Source organism: Arthrobacter sp. K41, assembly GCF_059089645.1.
The window spans coordinates 191584-217430 of sequence record NZ_JBNHEW010000005.1 but is presented as its reverse complement, the minus strand read 5'-3'; the positions used below and the strand labels follow the sequence as shown (position 1 = coordinate 217430).

Here is a 25847-nt window from a genome sequence, read left to right as displayed (position 1 = left end):
GGATCCGGCCAGCCACGGCGTCTCCATCCGGCAGATGACCCCCGAGGACGTTATCGCCGTCAGCGTCCTGGAGCAGCGGCTTTTCCCGGTGGATGCCTGGCCACTGCACATGTTTTACGACGAGCTGGCCCAGCCGGATACCCGCTGGTACCTGGTGGCCGAGGGCAGCGAAGGCATCGTGGGCTACGCCGGGCTGATGTGCATAGAACCCATCGCGGACGTGCAGACCATCGCCGTCGTGCCCGAATACGAAGGGCGCGGCATCGGCACCACGCTGCTGACCTCGCTCATAGAGGAGGCGCGCCGCAGGTACGCAGCGGACCTCTTGCTGGAGGTGCGCGCGGACAACCCCCGCGCGCAGCAGCTTTACCGGCGCTTCGGCTTCGAACAAATCCACGTCCGCCCCCGCTACTATCGCGACGGCGTTGACGCCCTCATCATGCGCCTCCAGCTTCCCGGGCCTGAAAGCGAAGGACCGGGAGACGGCACATCAACGGAAGCAGGCCAGCCATGAACCGCTCGCAGCCCCTGGTGCTCGGCATCGAATCCTCCTGCGACGAAACCGGAGTGGGCATCGTCCGGGGCACCACCCTCCTGACCAACACCGTGTCCTCGTCCATGGACGAACACGTCCGGTTCGGCGGGGTCATTCCCGAGATCGCTTCCCGGGCCCACCTTGATGCCTTCGTGCCCACGCTCGAGCAGTCGCTGTCCGACGCCGGAGTCACCCTGGAGGACGTTGACGCCATTGCGGTCACCTCCGGCCCCGGCCTGGCCGGCGCCCTCATGGTGGGGGTCTGCGCCGCAAAGGCCCTGGCCGTAGCCACCGGCAAGCCGCTCTACGCCATCAACCACCTCGTGGCGCACGTGGGCGTGGGACTGCTGGACAGGCAACAGGGCACAGCCGCTCCCCGGCTGCCGGAGAATCTCGGCGCACTGCTGGTCTCCGGCGGGCACACCGAGATCCTGAAAATCAACAGCATCACGGACGATGTGCAACTGCTTGGTTCCACCATCGATGACGCCGCCGGCGAAGCGTACGACAAAGTGGCCCGCATCCTGGGGCTCGGCTATCCGGGCGGGCCTGCCATCGACAAGGTGGCACGGACCGGCAACGCCAAATCCATCCGCTTCCCCCGCGGCCTCAGCCAGCCCAAGTACATGGGGACGGCCGGGAAACCCGGCCCGCACCGCTACGACTGGTCCTTCAGCGGGTTGAAGACCGCTGTGGCCAGGTGCGTCGAGCAGTTCGAGGCCCGCGGCGAGGAGGTCCCGGTTGCCGATATCGCAGCCGCATTCCAGGAAGCCGTGGTGGACATCATCTCCTCCAAGGCCGTCCTGGCCTGCCGGGAAAACGGCATCAGGGACGTGCTGCTCGGCGGCGGCGTGGCGGCGAACTCGCGCCTGCGGGAGCTGACCGGCCAGCGCTGCGCCTCGGCCGGGATCACGCTGCACGTTCCGCCCCTGGACCTCTGCACCGACAACGGCGCCATGGTGGCCGCCCTTGGAGCGCAGCTGGTGATGGCCGGAGTGGAACCCAGCGGGATCAGGTTCGCCCCGGATTCCTCCATGCCGGTCACCTCGGTCTCACTCCCGGCCTGACCACGACCGACAAGGCGCCGGAGGAAGAATTCAGGCGGTGGGGCCGTTCCGCATCTGCTTGACCAGGTCCAGGACGACGGCCTGGAGGTCCCCGCCGTGCTCCTCGGCCACCCGGCGCTGCCGCTGGTAGCCGGCGCCGCGGCGGATGATCTTCTCGACGTCGGCAAGCTCATCCGGACAGCCGAGCTTGGCGGCCACGGGCTCCAGCCGGTTCAGGGTTTCCAGCAGGTGGTCTGTAACCAGCTGCTCCTTGCCCGCGGCATCAAGGATGATGATCGCGTCCATGCCGTAGCGGGCGGCCCGCCACTTGTTCTCCTGGATGTGCCACGGCGGCATGGTGGGAATGGTTCCGCCGTTGTCCAGGGTGGTGGAGAACTCATCCACCAGACACTGGGTGAGGGCGGCGATGGCGCCCACTTCCTCAAGGGTGGCCAGGCCGTCGCAGATGCGCATCTCGATGGTGCCCAGGTTGGGCACCGGCCGGATGTCCCAGCGGATCTCCGAGAGGGTATCGATCACGCCGGTGGTGAACATGTCCTGTACGTAGGACTCGTATTCCTCCCACGAGCTGAACTGGAAGGGGAGGCCGGCTGTGGGCAGCTGCTGGAACATCAGGGCGCGCTGGGACGCGTAGCCGGTGTCCTCGCCGCCCCAGAAGGGGCTCGACGCCGAGAGCGCCTGGAAGTGCGGGAAGTAGTTAACCAGGCCGTCCAGCACCGGAAGCGCCTTCTCGCGGCGGTCCAGGCCGACGTGTACATGCACGCCGTAGATGACCATCTGGCGGCCCCACCACTGGGTGCGGTCAATGAGCTTCGCGTACCGGGCCTTGTCCGTCACCGGCTGCAGCTGGGGCGGGCTGAAAGGGTGGCTTCCGGCGCAGAACAGCTCCACGCCCATCGGATCGGTGATCTCCCGTACCGCTGCAAGGGACCTGCTGAGGTCCTCCTTGGCTTCGGCGGCCGTCTCGCAGATGCCGGTGACCAGCTCCACCGTATTCAGCAGCAGTTCCTGCTTGATGTGCGGGTGCTCGTCATCGTCGCTAAGCTCCGGGTGGCGGGAGGCCACGCCGCGGAGCACCTCATTGGCAACCGAGGCCAGCTCGCCCGTCCTGCCGTCCACCAGCGCGAGTTCCCATTCGACACCAAGTGTTGATTGCCTCGATGAAGCGAACTCGATTTCCACGCGTTTCCTAACTGTCCTGTTTGCCGCTGGCTTCCGCCGTCACTGGGGGCTGCTGCGGCTCCTGCCGGCAGGCGAACGGGTGGTTCAAGTCTAGTGCAGGGGTAGCATCGTATTGATGGCCTTGTTCCAACACCTGCGTGACAGTCTTCACAAAACCTTCCCCGTTCTGGCTGCAGCCTCTGCTGCGGTGGCGCTCGCATCCTGTACCGCGGCTCCCGGCCCTGCCCCGTCGCAGGCACCTTCCACCCCGGCCGCACCTTCGGCACCACGCACGACGCCGGCACCCGCCACAGCTTCCCCCTCACCTTCGCCAACACCCGACCCTGCCTTGCGCCCGCTGGGGTGGGGCCCGCAGCAGCGGGACCAGGACGCCGCCGCCGCGGCCCTGGCGCGGATGTCGCCGGAGCAGAAGGCGGGGCAGGTCCTGCTTCCCTTCTTCACGGGCACGGACGCCGGTGCCCATGCCGCCGTCGTCGAACGCCTGCACCTTGCCGGGGCCATCATCATGGGCGACAACGTGCCGCTGGACCCGCAGGGGATTGTGGACGTCGCGGCCATGGGCGCCGCCAACCAGAAAATAGCGAGGGCGGCCACAGCTGACGGCAGGCCATGGCCGGGGATGATCGGCGTTGACCAGGAGGGCGGCATCGTGGCACGCCTCGGAGCGCCCCTGACGGAATGGCCGGCGCCCATGAGCTACGGCGCCGCCGGCAGCTTGCCCTTGGCGCAGGAGGCCGGGCAGGGGCTGGCAAGCGAGCTGGTGCCGTTGGGCTTCAACACGGACTTCGCCCCGGACACTGACGTGACCATTGGATCTGCGGATCCCACCATCGGTGCCCGGTCCATGTCCGCTGACCCGGCCGCGGCTGCCAGCTTGGGGGTGGCCTACTCCCAAGGGATGCTGGCCGCAGGCGTCCTTCCCGCCGTCAAGCATTTCCCCGGCCACGGGTCGGTGACCACCGATTCACACCTGAACCTTCCCGTACAGCCTGCCGGTGTGGCCGATCTGAGTGCCCGCGACTGGAAGCCCTTCCAGGCCGCCATCGCCGCCGGCGCCCCGATGGTGATGACCGGCCACATCGCGGTGCCTGCCTTGGAGCCCGGCGTACCGGCGTCGCTCTCCGCGCCGACCTACAAGGCGTTGCGGGGGCTCGGGTTCAACGGGGTGGCCGTGACCGATGCCCTGAACATGGGGGCGGTGCACAAGACGTACCCCGCCGGCTCAGCCGCCGTCATGGCCCTGGCTGCGGGAGCGGACCTCCTGCTGATGCCTGCCGACGTCGGGCAGGCCCATGCCGCGATTGTCTCTGCCGTGGCCACCGGCAGCCTGCCGGCGTCAAGGCTGGATGAAGCCGCCCTGCGGGTGGCAACCATGATGACGTGGCACGCCCGGGCCGCTGCGGGAACGGGCAAACCTACAGGTACTGCAGCCGGCAGCAGCGCCCCGCTTTCAGCCAAGGTCTCCACCGCTGCCGTCACGGTCCTTTCCGGCCACTGCGGCGGCCCCCTCGCACCGGGCGCGGTCCGCGTGGCCGGTGGCAGCCCGGTGGACAGGGCGCGGTTCGCGGACGCCGCGGCGCGCCACGGCCTCGCGTTGGGCTCCGGCCCCCTGGTCACCCTCATCCCGTACGGCGGACGGCCCGCGGGAGGGGACATTGCCGTTGCCCTCGATGCGCCCTGGCCGCTGGAGAGCTCCGCGGCGCCGGTCAAGGTGGCCCTGTACGGCCGCAGCCAGGGCGCCTTCGATGCCCTCGCCGCCGTGCTGGCAGGTACGGCGGCGGCTCCGGGAAAGCTGCCCGCCGACGTCGGAAGGTATCCTGCCGGAACCGGCTGCCCCTAACACAAGAAAGGCGCCAAGTGCCGTTGGGTGCGTTGAAAACGGCACTTAGCGCTGCCTCCTTGGGCAGTAACGGGTTAAATAGTGGGGTGCCCATCCTGAATAAAGACATGACCCTCTGCATCTCGCTCTCCGCCCGGCCCAGCAACAACGGGACCCGCTTCCACAACCACCTGTACGGACAGCTGGACCTGAACTGGATCTACAAGGCGTTCGCCCCCACCAACCTGGAACAGGCCATCGCCGGAGTCCGGGGGCTGGGAATCCGCGGTTGCGCCATCTCCATGCCGTACAAAGAGGACGTCATCGCCCTCGTGGACGAGATGGATGCCTCCGCGAAGGCCATCGACTCCGTGAACACCATCGTGAACACCGATGGGCACCTGAAGGCCTACAACACCGACTACACCGCGATTGAACAGTTGCTGGCCACCAACGCCGTTCCCACCAGCTATTCAGTGCTGGTCCAGGGGGCAGGAGGCATGGCCAAGGCCACCGTTGCCGCGCTCCGGGACGCCGCATTCACCAACGTCACAGTCCTCGCGCGGAACGAAACCACCGGCCGGGCGCTCGCCGAACAGTACGGGTTCCAGTGGCGTCCGGCGCTCGACGGCGGGACGGCGGACCTCATCATCAACGTGACACCCCTCGGCATGGCCGGCGGACCCGGAGCGGACACCCTGGCTTTCCCGCCCGAAGCCATCGACGCCGCACAGGTTGTGTTCGACGTGGTTGCCCTCCCTGCCGAAACCCCGTTGATCATTGCGGCCCGCGCCGCCGGAAAGCCGGTGATCACAGGAGCCGAGGTAGCCACGATCCAGGCGCTGGAGCAGTTCGTGCTCTACACCGGCGTCCGGCCGACGGCCGAACAGGTGCGGGCGGCCGAGGAATTCACCCGCGCCCAGTAGCGGCTTTCAGGCGGGTTCCACCACGATGACCACCCGGTCCTCGCCAATGCGGGTCAGGACCAGGGTGGCCGTTTTGGTACCGGCTTTCCTGCCGCCTGCGCTTTTCCCTGTGTTTTTCCCGCCGGGAAGGAGCTGTTTGCGCAGTTCCTCCGGCGTGACGGCGGTGCCGCGCTTCTTGATGTCCAGCACTCCGATGCCCTCCGTTTTCACCCACGCCTTGAGGGCCTTGACGTTGTACGGCATGACCTGGAGGACTTTGTAGGCGCGGGCGAAGGGCGTGTCCACCAGCTGCGGCGCGCAGATGTAGGCGATGTGTTCATCCACCAGGTGGCCGCCGAGCTGCAACGCGACGTCGGCCACCAGTCCCGCGCGGATCACGGCACCGTCGGGCTCGTACAGGTAGCCCTCCACAGGCCCCACCGGGGCGGCGGGACCAGCCCCGAAATCCTCGCCGCTGGTGAGCTCGGCCGCACCTTGGGGACCCAGGACCAGCGCCGCCCGGCGGATGCCGGGGCGCCGGACGGCGTTGAACCACAGCGCCACCTCGGTTACATCGCCGGAGACGGAGACCCACTGCGCCTCGCACTCCGCCGGCACCGAGTCATGGGGCATTCCCGGTCCCATTTTGACGCCGACCGCCCGGCCGGACGCAGCCAGGGACTCAACAAAGGACAGCGGCGGCGAAAAGGCCTCGGGGTCCCAGATGCGCTTGGTCCCGGAAGTGGAAGTGACCCGGCGCGCAGGGTCCAGCCAGACGCCGTCGATCCCTTCCAGCGGAACGGCAGTGGCATCCGCGTGGACCACGGAAGCGTTGGCGAAAGGGATGAGGTTTACGGTTGCGCAGGCGGCGGTGGTCTCGTCCATTTCCACAGCTGTGACCTTGATGTCCATCGACGCCAGTGCCAGGGAGTCAGCGGCCAGGCCGCAGCCGAGGTCCGCCACGTGGCCGATGCCCGCCTCGGCAAACCGCTGCGCATGGCGCGCGGCCACGTTGAGCCTGGTGGCCTGTTCCAGGCCCGCCTGGGTGAACAGCATGCTGCGGGCAAACTCACCGAACTTCGCCTCTGCCTTGGTGCGGAGCCGGGACTGGGTCAGGACCGCGGACACCAGGGCGGGGGAGTGGCCGGCCTTCCGCAATGCTGAGTTCAGCTCGAAGGACTTGTCCTCCTGGTAGGGGCCCAAGGACGCCAAAAGCTCCCAGCCTTCCGGGGTCAGCAAGGGCGCGATCTGGTCCTGGGGAGCTGGAGACATGCCTTCCAGCCTAGTGGAGGAGCGTCCGCCGGGATGCGGATAGTGTTGAAAGCATGGATGAGAGCGCAGGCCCCCGGCAGTCCGAAAAACCAGCCAGGGACAGGGGCCCTGCCAGATTCGCCCGGCCTGCACTGATCGCCGGCTCCCTGGTGGCCGTGGTTTGCATCGGACTCCTGGTGGTCATCTTTTTCCTTGATACGTTCAACGCCACCGTTTACTCAGTGGGCGGCAATGACATTGCCGGCGACACCCAGGAGGCGCGGGACATCCGCGGGCTGTACGACGGCGCCCGGGCCGGCAGCATCGCCGTTCTGGTTTTCGCACTGCTGACGGCCGCTGCCGCGGGCGCTGTTCTTTACCGGGCCCGGAAGTCGGCTGCCGGCGACGGCGAGGGCGGGGAAGACGTCGGCTTTGATGACCTGGGACGTTGAGGCGGCCTGCCGCCTGCACTGGTCAGCAGCACCCCGGAAATAACCAAAACGCCGCCGAGGACCTGCGGAACAGTGATGGGCTGGCCCAGGATCACGGTGATGATGGCGGTGAACACGGCAATGAGGTTCAGGTAGTTGCCGGCGTTGGCCGCTGTGGTGCGCTTGAGGGCGAGGTTCCACAGCAGGTAGGAACCCAGCGAGGGGAACAGGGCGATAAACGCCAGGGACCAGCCCTCTGCAGGGGTTTCGGGGAGGCCGGCGCCCGCCACCACCGCGAAGGGGCTGAGGACAGCGGCCGCCATGGCCACCTGCACCGCCGTGGAGGTGACCGCGGGGATGCTCAGCCGGCGGGCGATGATGGTGTAGAGGCCCCAGACGGTGATGGCACCGACGATCAGGAGCTCGCCCTTGTTGATCGAGAAGGTCAACAGGCGCTGCAGTTCTCCGCCGGTGAGCACCAGCAGGACGCCCAGGAGGCCCAGGCCGATGCCCACCCAGCTCAGCGGGCGGGGCCTGTCCCGAAGCAGGATTACCGCCAGCACCATGATCAGGGCCGGATTCGCAGCCGTGACCAGGGAGGCGTTCAGGGCGGACGTGTTCTGCAGGGCACTGTAGAGCAGCAGCGTGTAGCCGCTCATGCCCAGGGCGCTCAGGAGCAGCAGGACCGGCCAACGGCGCAGGACCGCCCGCCAGTCCGGCCGCTCCACGAAGTGGGCGAGCACCAGCAGCGGCACCGCGGCCAGCACCCAGCGCCAGAACGTCAGCTGCAGCGGCTCCATGGTCCGCATGGCGGCCTGGCCCACCACAAAATTTCCGGCCCAGAAAAGGTTGGCAAGGATGAGGTAAACGGCGGCGCGCACCGCTCAAATCTACACGCAGACAAGTACTCCATGACGAAACGCTGGCACTCGCCTTGACCGAGTGCTAACCCTTACATAGAGTCTTCATTAGCACTCTCCCTAGGAGGGTGCTAACACATGAAGAGCTGCCAGCCAGGCTGCTGCCGGCACCGCGACGACGGTTGCCAGCCAGGGCCGAAAGCTTTCCAGTCCACGAATTTGCTGACGAAAAGGAGAGGTCCGAGTGTCGGTCTCTATTAAGCCTCTTGAGGATCGTATTGTTGTCCGCCCGCTCGAAGCCGAGCAGACCACGGCTTCCGGCCTGGTCATCCCGGACTCCGCGCAGGAGAAGCCCCAGGAAGGCGAAGTTGTTGCAGTAGGCCCCGGCCGCTTCGAAGACGGCAACCGCGTCCCGGTGGACGTAGCAGTCGGTGACGTCGTCATCTACTCCAAGTACGGCGGAACCGAAGTCAAGACCGGCGGCACCGAATACCTCGTGCTGTCCGCCCGCGACGTCCTGGCGATCGTCGTAAAGTAACTCTCCGGATCCCCGTGCCGCTGGTCCTGCATTCTGCTGGCCGGCTGCGCGGGGTTCTGTCTTGAAAGGACAAAACCATGGCAAAGCAGCTTGCGTTTAATGACGCTGCACGCCGGTCTCTTGAAGCCGGTATCGATAAGCTCGCCAACACCGTCAAGGTGACGCTCGGCCCGCGCGGCCGCAACGTCGTCCTGGACAAGAAGTGGGGCGCTCCCACCATCACGAACGACGGCGTCACCATCGCCCGTGAAGTTGAGCTGGACGACCCGTACGAGAACCTTGGCGCACAGCTGGCCAAGGAAGTCGCCACCAAGACCAATGATGTTGCCGGCGACGGCACCACCACGGCAACGGTCCTGGCCCAGGCCCTGGTCAAGGAAGGCCTGCGCAACGTAGCGGCAGGCGCTGCTCCCGGCCAGATCAAGCGCGGCATCGAGGTTTCCGTTGAAGCCGTTGCCGCCCGCCTGCTGGAAAACGCCCGCCCCGTCGAGGGCACCCAGGTGGCCAGCGTTGCAGCAATCTCCGCCCAGAGCGAAGAGGTTGGTGAGCTCCTCGCCGAGGCATTTGGCAAGGTTGGCAAGGATGGTGTGATCACCATCGAGGAGTCCTCCACTACCCAGACCGAACTGGTCCTCACCGAGGGCATGCAGTTCGACAAGGGCTACCTGTCCCCGTACTTCGTCACTGACGCAGAACGCCAGGAAGCTGTCCTCGAGGATGCCCTCATCCTGATCAACCAGGGCAAGATCTCCTCGGTGCAGGAATTCCTGCCGCTGCTGGAAAAGGCGCTGCAGAGCTCCAAGCCGCTGTTCATCATTGCTGAGGACGTCGACGGCGAGGCCCTGTCCACGCTGATCGTCAACCGCATCCGCGGCACCCTCAACGTGGTAGCCGTCAAGGCCCCCGGCTTCGGCGACCGCCGCAAGGCAATGCTGCAGGACATCGCCACCCTTACCGGCGCACAGGTTGTGTCCCCGGAACTGGGCCTGAGCCTGGATACGGTTGGCCTTGAGGTGCTGGGTACCGCCCGCCGCATCACGGTCACCAAGGACAACACCACCATTGTTGACGGCGCAGGTTCGGCCGAAGACGTGGCAGCACGCGTTGCCCAGCTCCGTGCCGAGCTGACCCGCACCGACTCCGACTGGGACAAGGAAAAGCTGCAGGAACGCCTGGCCAAGCTGGCCGGCGGCATCGGTGTCATCAAGGTCGGCGCAGCCACCGAGGTTGAGCTGAAGGAAAAGAAGCACCGCATCGAAGATGCAGTGTCCTCCACCCGCGCTGCCCTCGAAGAAGGCATCGTGGCCGGTGGCGGTTCCGCACTGATCCACGCACTGAAGGCCCTGGACGAGGACCCCGCCGTCAAGGCCCTCGAAGGTGACGCCGCCGCTGCTGTGGGCATTGTCCGCCGCGCCCTGGTCCAGCCGCTGCGCTGGATCGCCCAGAACGCCGGCTTCGACGGCTACGTCATCACCGCCAAGGTTGCCGAACTCGAAACCAACAACGGCTTCAATGCCAAGTCGGGCGAGTACGAAGACCTGATCGCCGCAGGAGTCATTGACCCCGTCAAGGTCACCCGTGCGGCCCTCCGCAACGCAGCCTCCATCGCTGCACTGGTTCTCACCACCGAGACCCTCGTTGTGGAGAAGCCTGCCGAGGAAGACGAGCACGCGGGCCACAGCCACTAGTTCCCACCGTCTTACTGACGGCGGGGCCCAGGCCTGGAAAACCGGCCCAGCGATTGCTGGGCCGGTTTTTCGTCTCCCTACTTCCCGACCCTGTACCGCACGTGCGTGGCGAACGGTGAAGCGACAGGCTTGACAATTTCCAGGTCAACGTCCTGGTCAAAGCCGTCGAACAGACGCTTGCCGGCACCCAGGATTACCGGAGCTGTCGAGAGCACCAACTCGTCCACCCTGCCGGCGGCCAGTGCCTGCCGAATCACGTCCGCGCCGCCGCTTATGGACACGTCCCTGCCGCCGGCCGCCGCGGCAGCCTGCGCCAGGGCGTCGTCAAGTCCGGAGACAAAGGTGAACCCTGACGAGGCCGCCGGCTGGTCCTGGGTGCGGTGGGTCAGGACGAACAGCGGGCCGGGAAACGGGTTGGTCCCTCCCCATGCCCCTGCAGCGTCATACATCCCGCGGCCTACAATGCCGGCCCCAAAACGGGCTGCGAGTTCGTCGTAAAAATCCTTGTCCGGCCCCCGCATGGCGAAGTCATGGCCGCCCTCGTAGGTCCACGGTCCTCCCATCACCCAGTAATGCAGGCGTTCGCCGCCCTTGCCCAAGCCGTACCTCGGTCCGTCCCCAGGGCCGGTGATGAATCCGTCAACCGACGTGGTGATGGCTGCGATGACGCCCAATGGTCCTCCTCAAGGCAGGATGGAAGGCAAGTCGGCCGGCTGCCGCACAGAGCTAGGTGCCGGCCATGTCCCGCGTCTCGACGTCGCCGGCGCGCTCGTACACCAGTGACACTGCCCCCTTCGGGAAGCTGCGCGCCGGCTCTGCCAGGCGGAACGTGGCCGGGACCGTCCCGGCGTCGAACAGCCGTTTGCCCTGGCCGAGGGTTACTGGATAAAGCCAAAAGTGGAGGCGGTCAATCACGTTTGCCGCGAGCAGTGAACGGATAAGCACGCCGCTGCCGAACATGTGCACCTGGCCGTACTCCGCACGGAGCCGGCCCGCGGCCGTGGCATCCTGCAGGACAGTGGTTCCCGCCCAGGCGGGATCAGCCAGCGTGCTGGAGACGACGAACTTGGGCACCTTGTTGAAGGTGGCCCCGATGTCGTCGGATTGGTGCGGCCAGAAGGAGGCGAAGATATCGTAGGTTTTCCGACCCAGCAGCAGTGCATCGATCTTGCTGATCTCGGACTCTATGGTGGCCTCGGCCTCGTCGTCCGACACCGGTGCCTGCCAGCCGCCGAAGGCGAAGCCGCCCGCGGTGTCCTCCTCGCGGCCGCCGGGCGCCTGATAGACGCCGTCAAGGGTGAGGAACAGGTTTGCGACGATGATTCCCACGCGTCCATTGTGAAACTGGACTTCGGCGCTGTCCAGCCTCCGCAGGGGTGCGTGGCAGACTGGTGCCATGCTGCTCGACGAGCTTGTGAAGACCGCGGATACCGTCGCGTCTACCCGCTCCCGGCTCGCGAAGGTGGATGCGCTCGCGGACCTGCTGCGTCGCCTCGAGCCCGCGGAGATCGCGACGGCGGTCGGCCTGCTGGTCGCCAAGCCGCGCCAGGGCAGGGTGGGGGTCGGCTGGCGCGGAATGTCCGCGGCCATGGGGGAGCCGGCCGCCGTGCCGGGCCTGACTGTGGCAGACCTTGACGCTGCGCTGGACCGGTTGCTGGTGGCGGCAGGTGCCGGGTCGGCAGCGGAGCGCGCCGCCACCCTCCGGACGCTGACGGCGGCAGCGACGGAACGCGAGCAGGCCTTCATTTCCGGGGTGCTGCTGGGCGAACTGCGGACCGGCGCGCTGGAGGGGGTGCTGACCGATGCCATTGCCCGCGCCGCAAATCGCTCTCTGGACGCCGTGCGCCGTGCGGCAATGTTGACCGGCGATCTGGGCGGCACCGCCCTGTTGGCCATCACTGGCACGGAAGCGGAGCTCGACGCCGTCGGCCTCGTCGTCGGACGTCCCGTGCAGCCGATGCTCGCATCCACCGCGTCCAGTGCAGCTGCAGCGCTGGAGACCACGGGGGAGGCCTCCGTGGAGTACAAGCTCGACGGCGCCCGCATCCAGGTGCACCGCTCCGGTGACGAGGTGCACATCTACACCCGCACGCTGGCGGAGGTAACCCACAGGCTGCCCGAGGTGGTGGAGGTGGTGCGCGGACTGCCGGTGCGCGATGTGATCCTCGACGGCGAGACCCTCGCCCTTGACGAGGACGGCGGTCCGCGGCCGTTCCAGGAGACCATGTCCCGGTTCGGTGCTGATGCGGCGCGCAGCATGTTGCTGCATCCCTGGTTTTTCGATGTACTGCACATGGACGGCCGCGACCTGCTGGATGAGCCGCTGGTGACGCGCATCGGCGTGCTCGACCGCATCGCCCCCGGGCACCGCATCCCGGGCGAGGTCACGGCGGATGCGGCTACAGCTGAAAGGGTGTCCCGGGACGCGCTGGCCGCGGGCCATGAAGGTGTGGTGGTTAAGGCCGTCGGCTCCACCTACGCGGCCGGCCGCCGTGGCTCGAACTGGGTCAAGGTCAAACCGGTGCTCACCTATGACCTGGTGGTCCTCGCCTGCGAGTGGGGGTCAGGACGGCGCACGGGGCTGTTGTCGAACCTGCATCTCGGAGCGCTCGACCCCACCGGTGAGTTCGGTGAACCCGGCAGCTACGTGATGGTGGGTAAAACCTTCAAAGGCCTCACGGATGCCCTGCTCCGCTGGCAGACTGAGAGGTTCCAGGAGCTCGAGGTACGGCGGACGGCGGGCACTGTCTGGATGGAGCCGGTCACCGTGGTGGAGATCGCCATCGATGGAGTACAGCAATCCCCGCGCTACCCCGGCGGAATCGCGCTGCGCTTCGCCCGTGTGAAGCGCTACCGGGACGATAAGACAGCTGCGGAAGCGGACACCATCCAGACCCTGCGCGGGCTGCTGCGTTCGTAGGTTGTGCCGGTTCTCCAGTGGGCGTACGGTGACGCTTAAGTACCGGCGCCGCCTGCGTGGCGCCGGGTAAGAAACGCGACTGCGGCACGTCGGCTGGGTGGGTACCGGAAGGAGGCCACGGTGCCGGCTGGGACAGGAATTGATGCGGGCCGGTCACCTGAAGGAACAACAGCGGAACTTCGTCATCCTGGATGCGAATCCGCGCACCGGCGACGCCTGGCGGCAGCGCTGGGACTCACTGCGGGTGTTCACCCCCGCGAAATACGACGGACTGCCCGGCGAACCCTTCCCTGCCGATCCCCTGTCCTTTCCCACGAAGGATGAGATGGCCGCCTACCTGGAAGGTTACGCCGCCAGGAACAGCCTGCCTGTGCTCCACGGCACCCGCGTGGAGCGGCTGTGGAAGGAAGGGAACCTGTTCATCGCGGCAGCCAACGGCAGCCGCTGGGTGGCCCGGAACGCCGTCGTCGCCAGTGGGGCAGAACAAGTCCCCAAGGTTCCCGGCTTTGCGCAGCAATTGGCACCTTCCACAGTCCAATTCCATTCCAGCGCCTACCGGAATCCCTCCCAACTGCAGGAGGGGCCGGTCCTGGTGGTGGGGCTGGGGAACTCCGGAGCCGAAATCGCCCTGGAGGTAAGCCGGACGCATCCCACGTTCGTCGCTGGAAAGCCCGGCGGGCAGATTCCGGTAAAGCATGGCCGGGCAGCGGCACGGTACTTCCTGCCCTTGGTGCGCTTCCTGGGGCTGCACGTGCTCACGCTGGATTCGCCTGTCGGACGCAAGGCAGCGCCCAGCTTCAAGGCACACGCCGCGCCCCTGATCAGGACCAAAACCAAGGACCTGGCCGCTGCAGGAGTGCAGCTGATGCCGCGGGTGGCCGCGGTGCAGGACGGAAAGCCCGTCCTGTCCGACGGAACAGCACTCAGCGTAGCCAACGTGATCTGGTGCACCGGGTTCCGCCCGGACTTCAGCTGGATCGACCCGGACCTGCTCGACGCCGGATCGATGCCGCGGCAGCACCGCGGCGTTGCGCTTGATATCCCCGGGCTGTTCTTCCTGGGACAGGAATTTCAGTACGCCGCGGCATCCGCCACCCTTCCCGGGACCAGCCGCGACGCCCGCTACCTTGCGGGCAAAATCCCTGCGTTGGGTAAGATTGATGTTTTGCCTATGCGCGTGTGAGGTCTTTTTGTGTCGATAGCGGGAACAGATGCTGCAGCCGGCACGCCTCCAGGTGCCGCTGCCAAGGGCCGGAAACCGGCTTTCCGGCCCGAGGTGCAGGGGCTCCGCGCCCTCGCCGTCCTGATGGTGGTTGTTTACCACGTGTGGCTGGGCAGGGTTTCCGGCGGCGTGGACATCTTCCTGCTGATCTCGGCGTTCCTGCTCACGCTTTCCTTCGTCCGGAAAGCCGAAGCAGGGCGGCCGTTCGGGCTCCTGGCGCACTGGCTGCACCTGTTCAAACGGATGCTTCCAGCGGCCGTGGTGGTGATCCTCGGTGTTCTGGCCGGGACCTGGCTGATCCTTCCGCAGAGCCGCTGGCCGCAGGTGCTGGACCAGGCGTGGGCGTCGCTGCTCTACACCCAGAACTGGCTGCTCGCAGACACAGCAGTTGACTATTACGCCCAGGACCACGCCGGCGCCAGCCCGCTGCAGCACTTCTGGTCGTTGTCCATCCAGGGGCAGGTGTTTATCCTGTGGCCTTTGATCTTCGCCGGCAGCGCAGCGCTGCTGGTGCTGCTGCACCGTGTCCCGGCACTCAGCAGCGTGAACTACCGGGGACTGCTGGCGCTGGTCTTTGGCGCCGTCTTCGCTGTCTCGCTGGCCTACTCCATGGAGCAAACCGCCACCAACCAGGCGTATGCCTACTTCGACACCAGGGCACGGCTCTGGGAGTTCGCGCTGGGTTCCCTCCTGGCCCTGGCGCTGCCCTACCTCAAACCTGCCCGGGCACTGCGTGTGGTCCTTGGCTGGGCGGGACTGGCAGCGATGATTTCCTGCGGCCTGCTGCTGACCGTGGACCGGCAGTTCCCCGGATATGTCGCGCTGTGGCCCACCCTTGCCGCGGCCGCGATTATCATCGCCGGGCACACCGGCAGCCGCTACGGTGTGGACCAATTCCTGGGCAGCAGACCCCTGGTGGCGCTCGGTGACAATTCGTACGCCCTGTACCTCTGGCATTGGCCCGTGCTGGTGCTCGCGCTCGCGGCAACCGGCGTGGAGGCACCCAACCTGGCCCAGGGACTGGGTATTGTCGGTTCTGCTGTGGTCCTCGCCGTGCTCACCACCCGTTTCGTTGAAAAGCCGCTCCGTGACTGGCGCTGGCCTGAGCGCCGGGCCTGGCGCACCGCCGTCGTTATTGCGGCCTGCGGGGCAGTCCTCGCCGGTCCGGTCGCCGTCTGGCAGACCACGCTCACGGCAGAGGAAAGCGCGACGGCGGCCCAGCCGCGCGAGCTCACGCCCGGGGCGGCAGCCCTCAGCCCGGACAACGCGCCGGTGCCGGTTCCCGACGCCAAAATCATTCCAGGTCCGGCCGCCCTGGACCACGACTGGGCCGGAATCCACGCCCCCTGCACCGGCGCCAACGCCACCACCAACCCCATCCTCGAGGGTTGCCGCCAGGAAGTCCCGGAGCGGGAAGTGACGAAACGCATCGTCGTCCTGGGCGACTCGCACTCCCAGCAGTACCTGGGTGCGCTGGCGCCTGTTGCGGCTGCGCGTGGCTGGGAACTGGTGACGCTGCTGATGCCGGCGTGCCGCTTCGGGGCTGAATCGCTGGAGAGAAACGCGGAGTGCAATGCCTACAACCGGGCAAGCGCTGCCTACGTTCTGGAGCATAAGCCCGACGCCGTTTTCACGGTGGCAACGTTGACCCACGAGGAAGCCCCGTTCGAGACTGACGTTCCGGGTTACCTCGCGGGCATCAGGCCATTTGCTGATGCCGGGATCGAGATCATCGGAATCCGGGACAACCCCCGCTTCACCTTCAACATGCCGGAGTGCATCCAGCGGAACGGACCTGACGCGCCGGAATGCAGCGTGTCACTGGAACAGTCCCTGGTGAACCCCTCGCCGCTGGACAGCTATTCGGGCCAAATCGAGGGGCTGCACCTGATGGATCTGAGCGATTTCATCTGTGCACGCGGCATCTGCCCCGGCGTGGTCGGAAACGTTTACGTCTACAAGGACGACAACCACCTCACCAGGACCTATGTGGAGAGCATGATGCCCATGTTCGAGCAACGGCTGCTGGCCGCAACGGGCTGGAGCTGACTCCCCCTGAGGCGGGGCCACACGCGCAGGATTCCCGGGCGCCGCGGGGCTGGGGTGCGGTGGGGCGCGTGCAGTTGCTCACATTGCCGGTATGGAATAGGGGGATCGGCGCCGAGGTTCTAATATTTACTCAACACTTTCTGACCCCGGAACGCCGCCTCTAGTGGTGGTTTCGACCTTCTGCACAGGCCAGTCCCGTAATGACGGGCTGGTCATCGGCTGCAACCCCTACCCCCACAGCAACCAAGGTAAGAGGCGCACTCATGACCGAGCCCGAACACAACCCCTTTGGCTTCATCGGCCTGACCTACGACGACGTCCTGCTCCTTCCCGGCCACACCGAAGTCATCCCTTCCGAGGCGGATACGTCCTCCCGGATCTCCAAGCGCATCACGGTGCAAACGCCCCTGCTGTCCGCAGCCATGGACACCGTGACCGAATCCCGGATGGCCATCGCCATGGCCCGCCAAGGGGGCCTGGGCGTGGTGCACCGCAACCTGTCCATCGCGGACCAGGCGGACCAGGTGGACCGCGTCAAGCGCAGCGAGTCCGGGATGATCACCAACCCGCTGACTATCAGGCCCGAGGCGACCCTGCGCGAACTGGATGACCTCTGCGCCCAGTATCGAGTCTCCGGCCTGCCCGTCGTGGACGAGGACAACCGCCTGCTGGGCATCGTCACCAACCGCGACACCCGCTTCGTGCCCGAGTCTGACTTTCCGCTGCGGCTCGTCAGTGATGTCATGACCAAAATGCCCCTGGTGACCGGGCATGTGGGCATCAGCCGCGAGGAAGCCTCGCACAAGCTGGCCACCAACAAGATCGAAAAGCTGCCGCTGGTGGACGAGCAGGGCCGGCTCAAGGGCCTCATCACTACCAAGGACTTCACCAAAGCCGAGCAGTACCCGCTGGCCACCAAGGACGACGAAGGCCGCCTCCGCGTCGGAGCGGCCATCGGCTTCTTCGGGGACGGCTGGGAGCGCGCCATGGCACTGGTTGATGCCGGCGTCGACGCCCTCTTTGTGGACACCGCCAACGGCCACTCGCAGGGCGTGCTGGACATGATCCGCCGCCTGAAGTCCGATCCCGTGGCAGCGCACGTGGACGTCATTGGCGGCCAGGCCGCCACCCGCGAAGGCGCCCAGGCCCTGATCGACGCCGGCGCCGACGGCATCAAAGTGGGCGTGGGCCCCGGCTCCATTTGCACCACCCGCGTGGTGGCCGGTGTGGGTGTCCCACAGATCACCGCGATTTACGAATCCGCCAAGGCTGCCATCCCCGCCGGCGTTCCCCTCATTGCCGACGGCGGCCTGCAGTACTCGGGCGACATCGGCAAGGCGCTGGTTGCCGGAGCCGACACCGTAATGCTCGGCTCCCTCCTGGCCGGCTGCGACGAGTCCCCGGGCGAGCTGATCTTCGTCAACGGCAAGCAGTTCAAGTCCTACCGCGGCATGGGGTCCCTGGGTGCCATGCAGTCCCGGGGAAAGAACACGTCCTACTCCAAGGACCGTTACTTCCAGGCCGACGTCTCCGGCGACGACAAGCTCATCCCCGAGGGCATCGAAGGCCGGGTGGCCTACCGCGGACCGCTGGCTTCCGTGGCCTACCAGCTGGTGGGCGGCCTGCGGCAGACCATGTTCTACACCGGCGCCCCCACCGTTGCCGAACTGAAGGCCCGCGGCAAGTTCGTCCGGATCACCCCGGCCGGCCTGAAGGAATCGCACCCGCACGATATCCAGATGACCGTCGAGGCGCCGAACTACGGATCGCGCTGACAACGGCAGGGGACAGGACGAAGGGCCAGCCGCAACGCCGGCTGGCCCTTCGTCCATATGCCCGGGCCGTGGCCCAGGTTCTGCGGGTCAGTTTCCGGGCCTCACCCGGCGCTGTGGCCATGAAGGTGCTCGGCTCACTGATCTCCGCCGTGCTGCCGCTGGTCACCACCTACTTTGCTGCGCTCACCACCACCGCGCTGGCTGCTGCCTATGCCGGTGACGCCGGAGCCGGGCAGCTTGCCATCGTCTACGTGATCATCACCGCCGCCCTGGGCCTTTTCTGGGGTGCGTTCAACAGCGTGGACCGGTACATCCAGCAGTTGATGAGCTTCAAGGTCGGCGCCATCGTCGGCGACCAGATGTACGAGCGCTTCCTCGCCCTCGAGTTCTGGCGTTACGACGACAAAGAAACCGTTGACCTGTACGACCGCGCCAAGAGATTCTCCGACTCCTACGCAAGGGTGCTGGACCGGATTGCCGCGATCTTCACCCAGCTCGTCTCGGTCGTCCTCGCCGTGGGGGCTTTGCTCCTGGTCAGCTGGTGGATCGCGGTGATCGTCCTGGTGGCCATCGTGCCCAGCGTCTACCTGCAGTTCAAGCTGTCCCGGGAACAGATAGCGCACTGGAACACACAGGTCGATTCCCGGCGGCAGCGCCGGATGATCGAGCAGAACCTGCTCCGGCCGCAGCACATCGCCGAGATGCGCCTTTACGGCATCGTGCACTTCCTGATGAACTTCCGGTCCCGCCTCCGTGACGCCGACGAGCGCCGGCGTATTGATTTCCAGCGCCGCTACATCCCCAAACAGCTCGCCGCCGACGCCCTCCAATACGGTGCGGAAGTGGTGTCCCTGATCTGGGTGGTGGGGCAGATCATCGCCCGCGCCCAGCCGGTGGGCCAGTTCCTTTACGTGCAGCAGATCGTCAGCCGGGCACTGTCCACGGCCAACAGCCTGGTATCGTCCCTCAGCTCCATCGACGAGGACCTGGCAAACCTCAAGGACTACGAACTGTTCATGGCCCTGCCGGTCCACTCCGAACACGCGCCGCCGCTGCTGCAGTCCCCGAAGACCGTGGAGCTCAAGGACATCCGCTTCACGTACACCGGAAGCGACATCGAGGTGATCCGCGGGATCAGCATGACTATCCGCGAAGGCCAGCACATCGCCATCGTGGGGGAGAACGGCGCCGGAAAGTCCACGCTGATCCGCATCCTTGCCGGCCTCTACCGTCCGGACTCAGGGCAGGTAATGCTCGACGGCGTGGACCTCGCCGCCGTCGACGTCACCTCCTGGCACCGCCACCTGGCGGTGCTGAGCCAGGAGTTCCTCAAGTACGAGTTCGCCACGGCGGCGGAAAACATCTATTTCGGCGACGTCGACTCACCCCGGGAAGATGACCGCATCCGGCGGGCGGCGGCGGACGCCGAGGCCCTGGATTTCATCAACAAACTCCCCAATGGACTGGACAACCACGTCAGCAACTGGATGGAGGATCCCCGGGGCCGCAAGGGCAGCGGACTGTCCGGCGGCCAGTGGCAACGCCTGGCGATGGCCCGCAACTTCTACCGGGACGCCTCCTTCATGGTGATGGACGAGCCGACGTCCGCCATCGACGCCCTCGCCGAACACCGGATCTTTACCCGCCTGTTCGCGGACCGCAGCAGCACCATCATCGCCATCAGCCACCGCCTCGCCACCATCGAAAAGGCCGACATCGTCTACATGCTGGAGGACGGGCAGATCGTGGAGCAGGGCACGCACCGGGAACTGGTGGCTCTGCGCGGCCGCTACTTCCGGATGTTCGAGTCCCAGCTGAGCGCCCCCACCAGCCCCCTTGCCTAGCGGCCGCCGGAGCCAGGAAACCTGCCGGGCGCGGGCGCAGCAGATGAACTCCAGCTTTCCACCACCGTGGTGCGGACCCGGGCCAGGCTGGGCCTTGAGGGGACGCTGCTGAAGCCGAACGTCACGGGAGGCAGGATGGGAGCCAGCGCGCCGGCGTCGTTCCCGTCCCAGCTGACGACGGCGGAACTGATGCCGCGGAGGTCAGTCACCCCGTAATACTCGTGCCGGCCGCTTCCGGCACTTCCGGAGGTCCGTGATCCGCCGCTGAGAAGGGCGGCGACCGGGCTGATCGCGCCCAGCCAGCGGGGATGGACGGCGAGCGGCCGGGGCAGTGCCAGCAGCGCGCCGCCCAGGAGGGTCCTGCGGCCCAGCCGGGCGCGCACAGCCAGGGGGCCGGCGTCGACCGTTATGAGGTCCCGGGCCAGGGTGGTGGCTACCTCCAGCACCCGGACCTCGTCGAAGCTGTAGGTATCGGAGATGAAGCCGGCCACCTCGGCCGTGGGCGCCAGCAGCAAGCGGTGCCCGGAGGGCTGCTGGACCATGACATCCGAGAACGGGCCGAAAGGTGAGGTCTGCCAGATGCCCACGACCGCGCGCAGACCCGATCCGGTGCCGACGCCGGCAATGTGACCGTCAAACACCCACCGCGAAGCCATCCCACCACTGTAGCCAAGGACAACACCGCTGCTGGGATAACCTAGAGCAGTGACTTACGAGATCGAGATCGGCCGTGGCAAGCGTGGGCGTCGTGCCTACTCCCTGGATGACATTGCGATTGTCCCCAACCGTCGTACCCGCGACCCCAAGGACGTTTCCGTCTCCTGGCAGATCGACGCCTACCAGTTCAGCATGCCGGTGATCGCAGCGCCCATGGATTCCGCGATGTCCCCGGCCACTGCCATCGCGCTCGGCCGGCTCGGCGGCCTCGGTGTTCTCGACCTTGAAGGCCTCTGGACCCGGTACGAGGACCCGCAGCCCATCCTCGACGAGATCGGGGCGCTGGAGGACGAGACCAACAGCCCGGCCGTGACGGGGCGGATGCAGGAGCTGTACAAGGCCCCCATCCAGCCCGAACTGATCACTTCCCGCCTCGCTGAAATGCGCGCCGCCGGCGTCACCGTGGCCGGCTCGCTGACCCCGCAGCGCACCCAGGAGCACTACAAGACAGTGGTGGCCGCCGGCGTCGACATCTTCGTTATCCGCGGCACCACGGTGTCCGCGGAGCACGTCTCGAAGGACCACGAGCCGCTGAACCTCAAGCAGTTCATCTATGAACTGGACGTCCCCGTGATCGTGGGGGGTGCGGCGGGCTACACTCCCGCGCTGCACCTGATGCGCACCGGCGCCGCCGGTGTCCTGGTGGGCTTCGGTGGCGGCGCCACCACCACCACCCGCCGTGCCCTGGGCATCCACTCGCCCATGGCGTCCGCCATTTCCGACGTCGCCGCCGCGCGCCGCGACTACATGGACGAGTCCGGCGGCCGCTACGTGCACGTTATTGCCGACGGCGGCATGGGCAGCTCGGGCGATATCGTCAAGGCCATCGCCATGGGCGCCGATGCCGTGATGCTGGGCAGCGCCCTCGCCAGGGCCGAGGAGGCGCCGGGCAAGGGCTGGCACTGGGGCCAGGAAGCACACCACCTTGAACTGCCCCGCGGGGACCGGGCAAACGTGGGAACCGTCGGTCCGCTCGAGGAAGTCCTTTTCGGACCGGGGCACCACACCAACGGAACCTCCAACCTCATCGGCGCGCTCCGCCGCTCCATGGCGACCACCGGCTATTCGGACCTGAAGGAATTCCAGCGGGTCGACGTCGTGGTTTCCCCCTACGCCGGGAACTGACGCGGGGGCGGCAGGATCCCATCGCTTCCTGCGCCCTGCCCAAAGCGTGCCGCAACGAAGTAGGGTGGTTGCACTACCGGGACTAGCGGCACTGGAGGCGTTCGATGAAGAGTGTTCCTGCTAACGGCGGGGCCCTGGGCCCCGCAGCCAGGGAAGCAGCCATCCAAAGGCTGCGCGCAACCGCGGAGCCGGGCCAGGAACTGGACATCCTGATTGTCGGCGGCGGCATCGTGGGTACCGGTGCAGCCCTTGACGCGGTCACCCGTGGACTGGACGTGGGGATAGTCGAGGCGAACGACTGGGCCGCCGGCACGTCTTCCCGGTCCTCTAAGCTGATCCACGGCGGCCTGCGCTACCTGGAAATGCTCGACTTTGGCCTGGTCAAGGAGGCGTTGCAGGAGCGCGGGCTGCTGCTCTCCGAATTGGCGCCCCACCTGGCCCGGCCCGTGCCATTCCTGTACCCGCTGACCAAACCCTTCCTCGAGCGGCCCTACGTGGGCGCCGGCATCGCCCTCTACGACGCCATGTCCATCTCCAGCGGACACAGCAGGGGAGTGCCCTTCCACAAACACCTCACCAGGCGCGGCACGCTGCGCGCTGCGCCGAGCCTGAAGAACGATGCCTTTGTAGGCTCCATCCGCTACTACGACGGCCAGGTGGACGACGCAAAGTACTGCGCCAACCTCATCCGCACAGCCGCCTACTACGGCGCCCACGCCGTGAACCAAATGGCAGTGGTGGACTTCCTGCGTGAAGGCGAACGGGTGGTTGGCGCCAAAGTGGTCAACCACGAGGACGGGACCCAATTCAACATCCGGGCGAAGCAGGTCATCAACGCCACAGGGGTCTGGACCGATGAAACCCAGGCCATGGTCACCGACCGCGGCCAGCTGAAAGTCCGGGCCTCCAAGGGCATCCACTTGGTGGTTCCACGGGACCGTTTCCAGTCCACCGTTGGCCTGATCCTCCGTACCGAGAAGTCGGTGCTGTTCGTCATCCCGTGGGGCCGGCACTGGATCATCGGCACCACGGACACGGACTGGCACCTGGACAAAGCCCACCCGGCCGCATCAAGCAAAGACATCGACTACATCCTCGAACACGTCAACAAGGTCCTGAAGCGCCCGCTGACCCGCGAAGACGTCGAAGGGGTCTACGCGGGCCTGCGCCCGCTGCTGGCGGGTGAGAACGACTCCACCGCCAAGCTGTCACGGGAACACGTGGTGGCGCACCCCGTTCCTGGTCTGGTGGTGGTGGCCGGCGGAAAGTGGACCACATACCGGGTCATGGCCAAGGACGCCGTGGACGAGGCTACGCGCACCATGGACGAGCGGGTGCCGCCCAGCTGCACGGAGACCATCCCCCTGCTGGGGGCGAGCGGCTACAAGGCTGCGTGGAACCGCCGGAACCGCACAGCCGAGGAATCCGGTGTGCACGTTGCCCGCATCGAGCATTTGCTCAACCGGTACGGGTCCCTGACCCCGGAAGTGCTGGCCATTATCGAAGAGAACCCCGCGCTGGCCGAACCGATTCCCGGGGCCGATGACTATCTGCAGGCCGAAGCCGTGTACGCGGCAAGCCACGAGGGAGCGCGCCATGTCAATGACGTCCTGACCCGGCGGACCAGGATTTCCATCGAGGCCTGGGACCGCGGCGTGTCTGCCGTGCCCGTAGTCGCTAAACTGATGGGTGACGTCCTTGGCTGGAGCGACGCCCAACGTGAAAACGAGGTCAGGCACTACATTGCACGGGTGGAGGCGGAGCGCCTCAGCCAGCAACAGCCGGACGACGAATCCGCAGACGCCGCCCGCCTGGGTGTGGAAGATATCGTGCCCTTGCGCTGAGGGGCCGGCCGCACCAGCATGCCTGACTGAAGGGATACGCCTTGGCGGAACCACTTGACCGGTACGACGCCGGCCTCACCACGCCCGAAATGGTGATTCTGGAGCTTGAAGCATCGGACAAGGTGGACGCCGCCACCCAACTCGCGGAACGGCTCTTCGCCGCCGGACGCGTATCGGACCTGCCCGGATTCCTTCAGCACGTCAACGCGCGTGAGCACCAGCTGGCAACCGGGCTGCCCGGCGGTATCGGACTGCCCCACGCCCGCAGCGAATTTGTGTCGCGCACGTCCATAGCCGTCGGCATTGCCAAGTACGGCCACGCCCTGGACTTCGGGGCCGCGGACGGTCCGGCCACGGTGATCCTGCTGATCGCCACACCGGCCAGTTCCTTCTCCGACCACCTTGAGGTCCTGGCCACGCTGGCCCGCTCCTTGTCCAAGGAGTCATTCCGCGAATCGCTGCGCCGCGCCTACGACGCCGAAGTGATCGCGGAGCTCATCAATTCGAGCCTGGTGTTCTTCGACCACTGAAGCCCGGGACTGCGGCTGCCCTTTCCAGCTTGGCGCGGCCGCGGACGGGGCCGTCCCGCCCCTGGCGTTTAGTTGTTCTACAGCGGAACGAAGTACGGTTAAGACGTGTGGAAAACAGCCCTCAAACCCCGATGGATCGCAGGTTTCATTTTCGCGATCGTTATCTCCGGGGTGTTCGTGCTGCTCAGCCAGTGGCAGTTCGGCCGCTCCACCCAGCCGGAAGTACCGGTCAATCCGGCCACCGAGCAGGTGCAGCCCCTGACCGACACGCTTCAGCCGGGTGACTTCTTCCACGGTACCGACGCCGACCAGATGGTCAGTGCACAGGGAACCTACGACCCGGGCAAACAGGTCCTGGTACCGGGCCGCCTGCACGGCGGCAAGACCGGCTACTGGGTGGTCTCCGCCTTCGCTGTTACCGGCGCCCCCGCCATCAGCGGTGTTGCCGCCTCACCCCAGACGTGGATTCCGGTAGCGCGGGGATGGGTGGCAGACCCTGCAGATGCTCCAGCACCGCCGTCGGGCACAGTTGAACTCACCGGACGGCTGCTGCCCTCCGAAGCGCCATTGCCAGGAACGGCGCCCTCTCCCGGACAGGCCACAGCCGTTTCAGTGGCCGAACTGATCAACTTCTGGGAAGTCAGCAGCTATCCCGGCTTTGTTGCTGCCACAGCAGAGATCGCCGACGGCACGGACGTCAGCCCCGCGGCAGTGCCCGGAGACCTCCTTCCCCTGCAGATCGGCCCGCAGCCGCCGGCCCAGCAGATCAACTGGCTCAACCTCTTCTACTCCCTTGAGTGGGTTGTCTTCGCCGGTTTCGCACTCTTTATCTGGTGGCGGCTGGTCAAGGACGACTACCACCGCGATCTCGAGGAAGGCCTGGATGACGATGATGCCGACACCCCGCTTCGCCCGCAACAGAACCAGCAACTTGATCAAAACCAGCAAAAGGTACAGCCATGATTGATCCGAAACCCGCCGCCCCGGCTGGAAGCACCAACCCAGGCAGCAGCGCCGGCGGCAGGGCAACCGGCAAGAAACGCCGCTTCGGCGGCACCGAAGCGCAGATCCGGTCCGCCCTGAAGTTTTACAAGGTGCTGGCCTACCTCACGGGCGCGATGCTTCTGTTGCTCTGCGCCGAACTGATCGCCCGGTACGGATTCGGGCAGTACCTCTTCGCCGGCGGCACCAACGCCGTCACCGGCCAGCCGTTCGGGCTCGGTTTCGCGGATGCGGAACCGCCCGGCGTCCTCGGCGGAGTCAACCTGTCCGTCACGGTCCTCATTGTGCACGGCTGGATGTACGTGGTGTACCTGATCTCGAACTTCCGGCTCTGGTCCCTCATGCGCTGGCCGTTCCTCAAGCTGATCCTGCTGGCACTGGGCGGCGTCATCCCGTTCCTGTCCTTCATCGTGGAGAAGAAGTTCCACGCCGACGTCGAGGCTGAGCTGGCGGCCAACCCGCACGCCCCGCAGAGGTACTAGGCAGCGGCTGCGGCATGCAGGAGTTCGCTCCGTCACAGCGCAGCTTCTCAAGGTGCGCCGG

At 66.6% G+C, this 25847-nt stretch carries 23 protein-coding genes; 17 read left to right on the top strand and 6 right to left on the bottom strand.

The features are described from left to right. Positions 1-34: 34 nt before the first annotated feature. On the top strand, positions 35-514 hold the full coding sequence (rimI, locus tag AC5RTE_RS13565; protein WP_494042031.1) for a ribosomal protein S18-alanine N-acetyltransferase: 480 nt from the start codon (positions 35-37) through the stop codon (positions 512-514). Further along, positions 511-1602, top strand: coding sequence for a tRNA (adenosine(37)-N6)-threonylcarbamoyltransferase complex transferase subunit TsaD (gene tsaD, locus AC5RTE_RS13560; RefSeq protein ID WP_494041919.1), 1092 nt, complete (start codon positions 511-513; stop codon positions 1600-1602). Before rimI ends, tsaD begins: the two co-directional genes overlap by 4 nt. A 30-nt stretch (positions 1603-1632) precedes the next feature. On the opposite strand, the gene AC5RTE_RS13555 is transcribed toward tsaD, so the two are convergent. After that, on the bottom strand, positions 1633-2784 hold the full coding sequence (locus AC5RTE_RS13555; protein ID WP_494041918.1) for a glutamate--cysteine ligase: 1152 nt from the start codon (positions 2782-2784) through the stop codon (positions 1633-1635). 394 nt (positions 2785-3178) lie between these two features. Here AC5RTE_RS13555 and AC5RTE_RS13550 point away from each other — a divergent pair, with 394 nt between their 5' ends. Both AC5RTE_RS13550 and AC5RTE_RS13545 read left to right on the top strand, forming a co-directional pair. Then, complete coding sequence (locus tag AC5RTE_RS13550; RefSeq protein WP_494042030.1) at positions 3179-4624, top strand: glycoside hydrolase family 3 N-terminal domain-containing protein; 1446 nt, start codon at positions 3179-3181, stop codon at positions 4622-4624. 86 nt (positions 4625-4710) lie between these two features. After that, positions 4711-5529 (top strand): shikimate 5-dehydrogenase, encoded by an 819-nt coding sequence (locus AC5RTE_RS13545; RefSeq protein WP_494041917.1) that lies wholly within the window; start codon positions 4711-4713, stop codon positions 5527-5529. 6 nt (positions 5530-5535) lie between these two features. On the opposite strand, the gene AC5RTE_RS13540 is transcribed toward AC5RTE_RS13545, so the two are convergent. After that, complete coding sequence (locus AC5RTE_RS13540) at positions 5536-6780, bottom strand: THUMP-like domain-containing protein (RefSeq protein ID WP_494041916.1); 1245 nt, start codon at positions 6778-6780, stop codon at positions 5536-5538. A 53-nt stretch (positions 6781-6833) separates the two neighbouring features. Between AC5RTE_RS13540 and AC5RTE_RS13535 the strand changes: the two genes are divergently transcribed. Continuing rightward, the gene (locus AC5RTE_RS13535) at positions 6834-7211 is read left to right on the top strand and encodes a hypothetical protein (RefSeq protein ID WP_494041915.1); all 378 of its coding nucleotides are present in this window, start codon (positions 6834-6836) and stop codon (positions 7209-7211) included. On the opposite strand, the gene AC5RTE_RS13530 is transcribed toward AC5RTE_RS13535, so the two are convergent. Then, the gene (locus tag AC5RTE_RS13530; protein ID WP_494041914.1) at positions 7136-8071 is read right to left on the bottom strand and encodes a DMT family transporter; all 936 of its coding nucleotides are present in this window, start codon (positions 8069-8071) and stop codon (positions 7136-7138) included. The genes AC5RTE_RS13535 and AC5RTE_RS13530 overlap by 76 nt on opposite strands. Positions 8072-8294: 223 nt before the next feature. Here AC5RTE_RS13530 and groES point away from each other — a divergent pair, with 223 nt between their 5' ends. Beyond that, the gene (gene groES, locus AC5RTE_RS13525) at positions 8295-8588 is read left to right on the top strand and encodes a co-chaperone GroES (protein ID WP_003805290.1); all 294 of its coding nucleotides are present in this window, start codon (positions 8295-8297) and stop codon (positions 8586-8588) included. 77 nt (positions 8589-8665) lie between these two features. Continuing rightward, a complete protein-coding gene (gene groL, locus AC5RTE_RS13520) occupies positions 8666-10276 on the top strand; it encodes a chaperonin GroEL (RefSeq protein WP_461187321.1) in 1611 nt (536 codons plus the stop codon). 77 nt (positions 10277-10353) lie between these two features. Here the strand turns inward: groL and AC5RTE_RS13515 are convergent, their stop codons facing one another. Both AC5RTE_RS13515 and AC5RTE_RS13510 read right to left on the bottom strand, forming a co-directional pair. Beyond that, on the bottom strand, positions 10354-10950 hold the full coding sequence (locus AC5RTE_RS13515; RefSeq protein ID WP_494041913.1) for a dihydrofolate reductase family protein: 597 nt from the start codon (positions 10948-10950) through the stop codon (positions 10354-10356). Between the two features lie 52 nt (positions 10951-11002). Continuing rightward, positions 11003-11605: a dihydrofolate reductase family protein gene (locus tag AC5RTE_RS13510; RefSeq protein WP_494041912.1), complete on the bottom strand. Its 603-nt coding sequence runs from the start codon at positions 11603-11605 to the stop codon at positions 11003-11005. A gap of 67 nt (positions 11606-11672) precedes the next feature. Here AC5RTE_RS13510 and AC5RTE_RS13505 point away from each other — a divergent pair, with 67 nt between their 5' ends. From AC5RTE_RS13505 to AC5RTE_RS13485, 5 genes are all read left to right on the top strand, one after another. Continuing rightward, positions 11673-13196, top strand: a complete 1524-nt coding sequence (locus tag AC5RTE_RS13505; RefSeq protein WP_494041911.1) for an ATP-dependent DNA ligase — start codon at positions 11673-11675, stop codon at positions 13194-13196. A gap of 142 nt (positions 13197-13338) precedes the next feature. Continuing rightward, positions 13339-14379, top strand: coding sequence for a flavin-containing monooxygenase (locus tag AC5RTE_RS13500; protein ID WP_494041910.1), 1041 nt, complete (start codon positions 13339-13341; stop codon positions 14377-14379). Positions 14380-14388: 9 nt separating this feature from the next. After that, positions 14389-16467: an acyltransferase family protein gene (locus AC5RTE_RS13495; protein WP_494041909.1), complete on the top strand. Its 2079-nt coding sequence runs from the start codon at positions 14389-14391 to the stop codon at positions 16465-16467. 263 nt (positions 16468-16730) lie between these two features. Further along, the gene (gene guaB, locus AC5RTE_RS13490) at positions 16731-18242 is read left to right on the top strand and encodes an IMP dehydrogenase (RefSeq protein WP_493969892.1); all 1512 of its coding nucleotides are present in this window, start codon (positions 16731-16733) and stop codon (positions 18240-18242) included. Further along, a complete protein-coding gene (locus tag AC5RTE_RS13485) occupies positions 18233-20086 on the top strand; it encodes an ABC transporter ATP-binding protein (RefSeq protein WP_494042029.1) in 1854 nt (617 codons plus the stop codon). Before guaB ends, AC5RTE_RS13485 begins: the two co-directional genes overlap by 10 nt. Here AC5RTE_RS13485 and AC5RTE_RS13480 read toward each other — a convergent pair. Beyond that, complete coding sequence (locus AC5RTE_RS13480) at positions 20083-20742, bottom strand: hypothetical protein (RefSeq protein ID WP_494041908.1); 660 nt, start codon at positions 20740-20742, stop codon at positions 20083-20085. The two genes, AC5RTE_RS13485 and AC5RTE_RS13480, sit on opposite strands and share 4 nt — an antisense overlap. A 49-nt stretch (positions 20743-20791) precedes the next feature. On the opposite strand from AC5RTE_RS13480, the gene AC5RTE_RS13475 reads away from it, so the two are divergent. From AC5RTE_RS13475 to AC5RTE_RS13455, 5 genes are all read left to right on the top strand, one after another. Further along, the gene (locus AC5RTE_RS13475) at positions 20792-21928 is read left to right on the top strand and encodes a GuaB3 family IMP dehydrogenase-related protein (protein ID WP_494041907.1); all 1137 of its coding nucleotides are present in this window, start codon (positions 20792-20794) and stop codon (positions 21926-21928) included. A gap of 104 nt (positions 21929-22032) precedes the next feature. Next, a complete protein-coding gene (locus AC5RTE_RS13470) occupies positions 22033-23772 on the top strand; it encodes a glycerol-3-phosphate dehydrogenase/oxidase (RefSeq protein ID WP_494041906.1) in 1740 nt (579 codons plus the stop codon). A gap of 41 nt (positions 23773-23813) precedes the next feature. Beyond that, positions 23814-24302 (top strand): PTS sugar transporter subunit IIA, encoded by a 489-nt coding sequence (locus AC5RTE_RS13465; protein WP_494041905.1) that lies wholly within the window; start codon positions 23814-23816, stop codon positions 24300-24302. Between the two features lie 105 nt (positions 24303-24407). Further along, a complete protein-coding gene (locus AC5RTE_RS13460) occupies positions 24408-25265 on the top strand; it encodes an SURF1 family protein (protein WP_494041904.1) in 858 nt (285 codons plus the stop codon). After that, a complete protein-coding gene (locus AC5RTE_RS13455) occupies positions 25262-25786 on the top strand; it encodes a DUF3817 domain-containing protein (protein ID WP_494041903.1) in 525 nt (174 codons plus the stop codon). The genes AC5RTE_RS13460 and AC5RTE_RS13455 overlap by 4 nt, the downstream gene beginning before the upstream one ends. Positions 25787-25847 lie beyond the last annotated feature (61 nt).

Bases quoted from the DNA above. Each gene is read 5' to 3' on its own strand.
- rimI (WP_494042031.1), top strand. From the start codon at position 35: ATGACCCCCGAGGACGTTATCGCCGTCAGCGTCCTGGAGCAGCGGCTT.
- AC5RTE_RS13500 (WP_494041910.1), top strand. From the start codon at position 13,339: ATGCGGGCCGGTCACCTGAAGGAACAACAGCGGAACTTCGTCATCCTG.
- tsaD (WP_494041919.1), top strand. From the start codon at position 511: ATGAACCGCTCGCAGCCCCTGGTGCTCGGCATCGAATCCTCCTGCGAC.
- AC5RTE_RS13480 (WP_494041908.1), bottom strand. From the start codon at position 20,742: ATGGCTTCGCGGTGGGTGTTTGACGGTCACATTGCCGGCGTCGGCACC.
- AC5RTE_RS13470 (WP_494041906.1), top strand. From the start codon at position 22,033: ATGAAGAGTGTTCCTGCTAACGGCGGGGCCCTGGGCCCCGCAGCCAGG.
- AC5RTE_RS13505 (WP_494041911.1), top strand. From the start codon at position 11,673: ATGCTGCTCGACGAGCTTGTGAAGACCGCGGATACCGTCGCGTCTACC.
- AC5RTE_RS13535 (WP_494041915.1), top strand. From the start codon at position 6,834: ATGGATGAGAGCGCAGGCCCCCGGCAGTCCGAAAAACCAGCCAGGGAC.
- groL (WP_461187321.1), top strand. From the start codon at position 8,666: ATGGCAAAGCAGCTTGCGTTTAATGACGCTGCACGCCGGTCTCTTGAA.
- AC5RTE_RS13540 (WP_494041916.1), bottom strand. From the start codon at position 6,780: ATGTCTCCAGCTCCCCAGGACCAGATCGCGCCCTTGCTGACCCCGGAA.
- AC5RTE_RS13550 (WP_494042030.1), top strand. From the start codon at position 3,179: ATGTCGCCGGAGCAGAAGGCGGGGCAGGTCCTGCTTCCCTTCTTCACG.
- AC5RTE_RS13455 (WP_494041903.1), top strand. From the start codon at position 25,262: ATGATTGATCCGAAACCCGCCGCCCCGGCTGGAAGCACCAACCCAGGC.
- guaB (WP_493969892.1), top strand. From the start codon at position 16,731: ATGACCGAGCCCGAACACAACCCCTTTGGCTTCATCGGCCTGACCTAC.